We start from the raw sequence: 308 nt of genomic DNA, 5'->3' as shown, positions 1-308 counted from the left end.
CGCTCTTCGGCGGCTTTGCGTTCGCTGACGTCGCGTACGGCGGCGGAGACGAGGAGTCCGTCGGCGGTTTCGAGGGGGCTGAGGCTGATCTCGACGGGGAATTCGGTGCCGTCCTTGCGGAGGCCGTAGAGGTCGAGGCCGGCGCCCATGGGTCGTACTTGCTGGTTGTGGGCGTAGCCGTTGCGGTGTTGGGTGTGGTGGGTGCGGAAGCGGCCGGGGACGAGGAGTTCGACGGGGTGGCCGAGGAGTTCTTCGCGTCCGTAGCCGAAGAGGGCTTCGGTCTGGGCGTTGACGAGCCTGATGATGCC

General features: G+C 67.5%; 1 protein-coding gene. It reads right to left on the bottom strand.

Translation table 11 applies throughout. The features are described from left to right. On the bottom strand, nucleotides 1-308 hold a 308-nt coding region (locus BEK98_RS45860), incomplete at both ends, for a PAS domain S-box protein (protein WP_244202289.1).

The organism is Streptomyces diastatochromogenes (genome assembly GCF_002242805.1).
Lineage (GTDB): Bacteria > Actinomycetota > Actinomycetes > Streptomycetales > Streptomycetaceae > Streptomyces > Streptomyces diastatochromogenes.
Note: the sequence above shows the minus strand (reverse complement) of the source record. Positions and strands in the feature narration are given on the sequence as shown.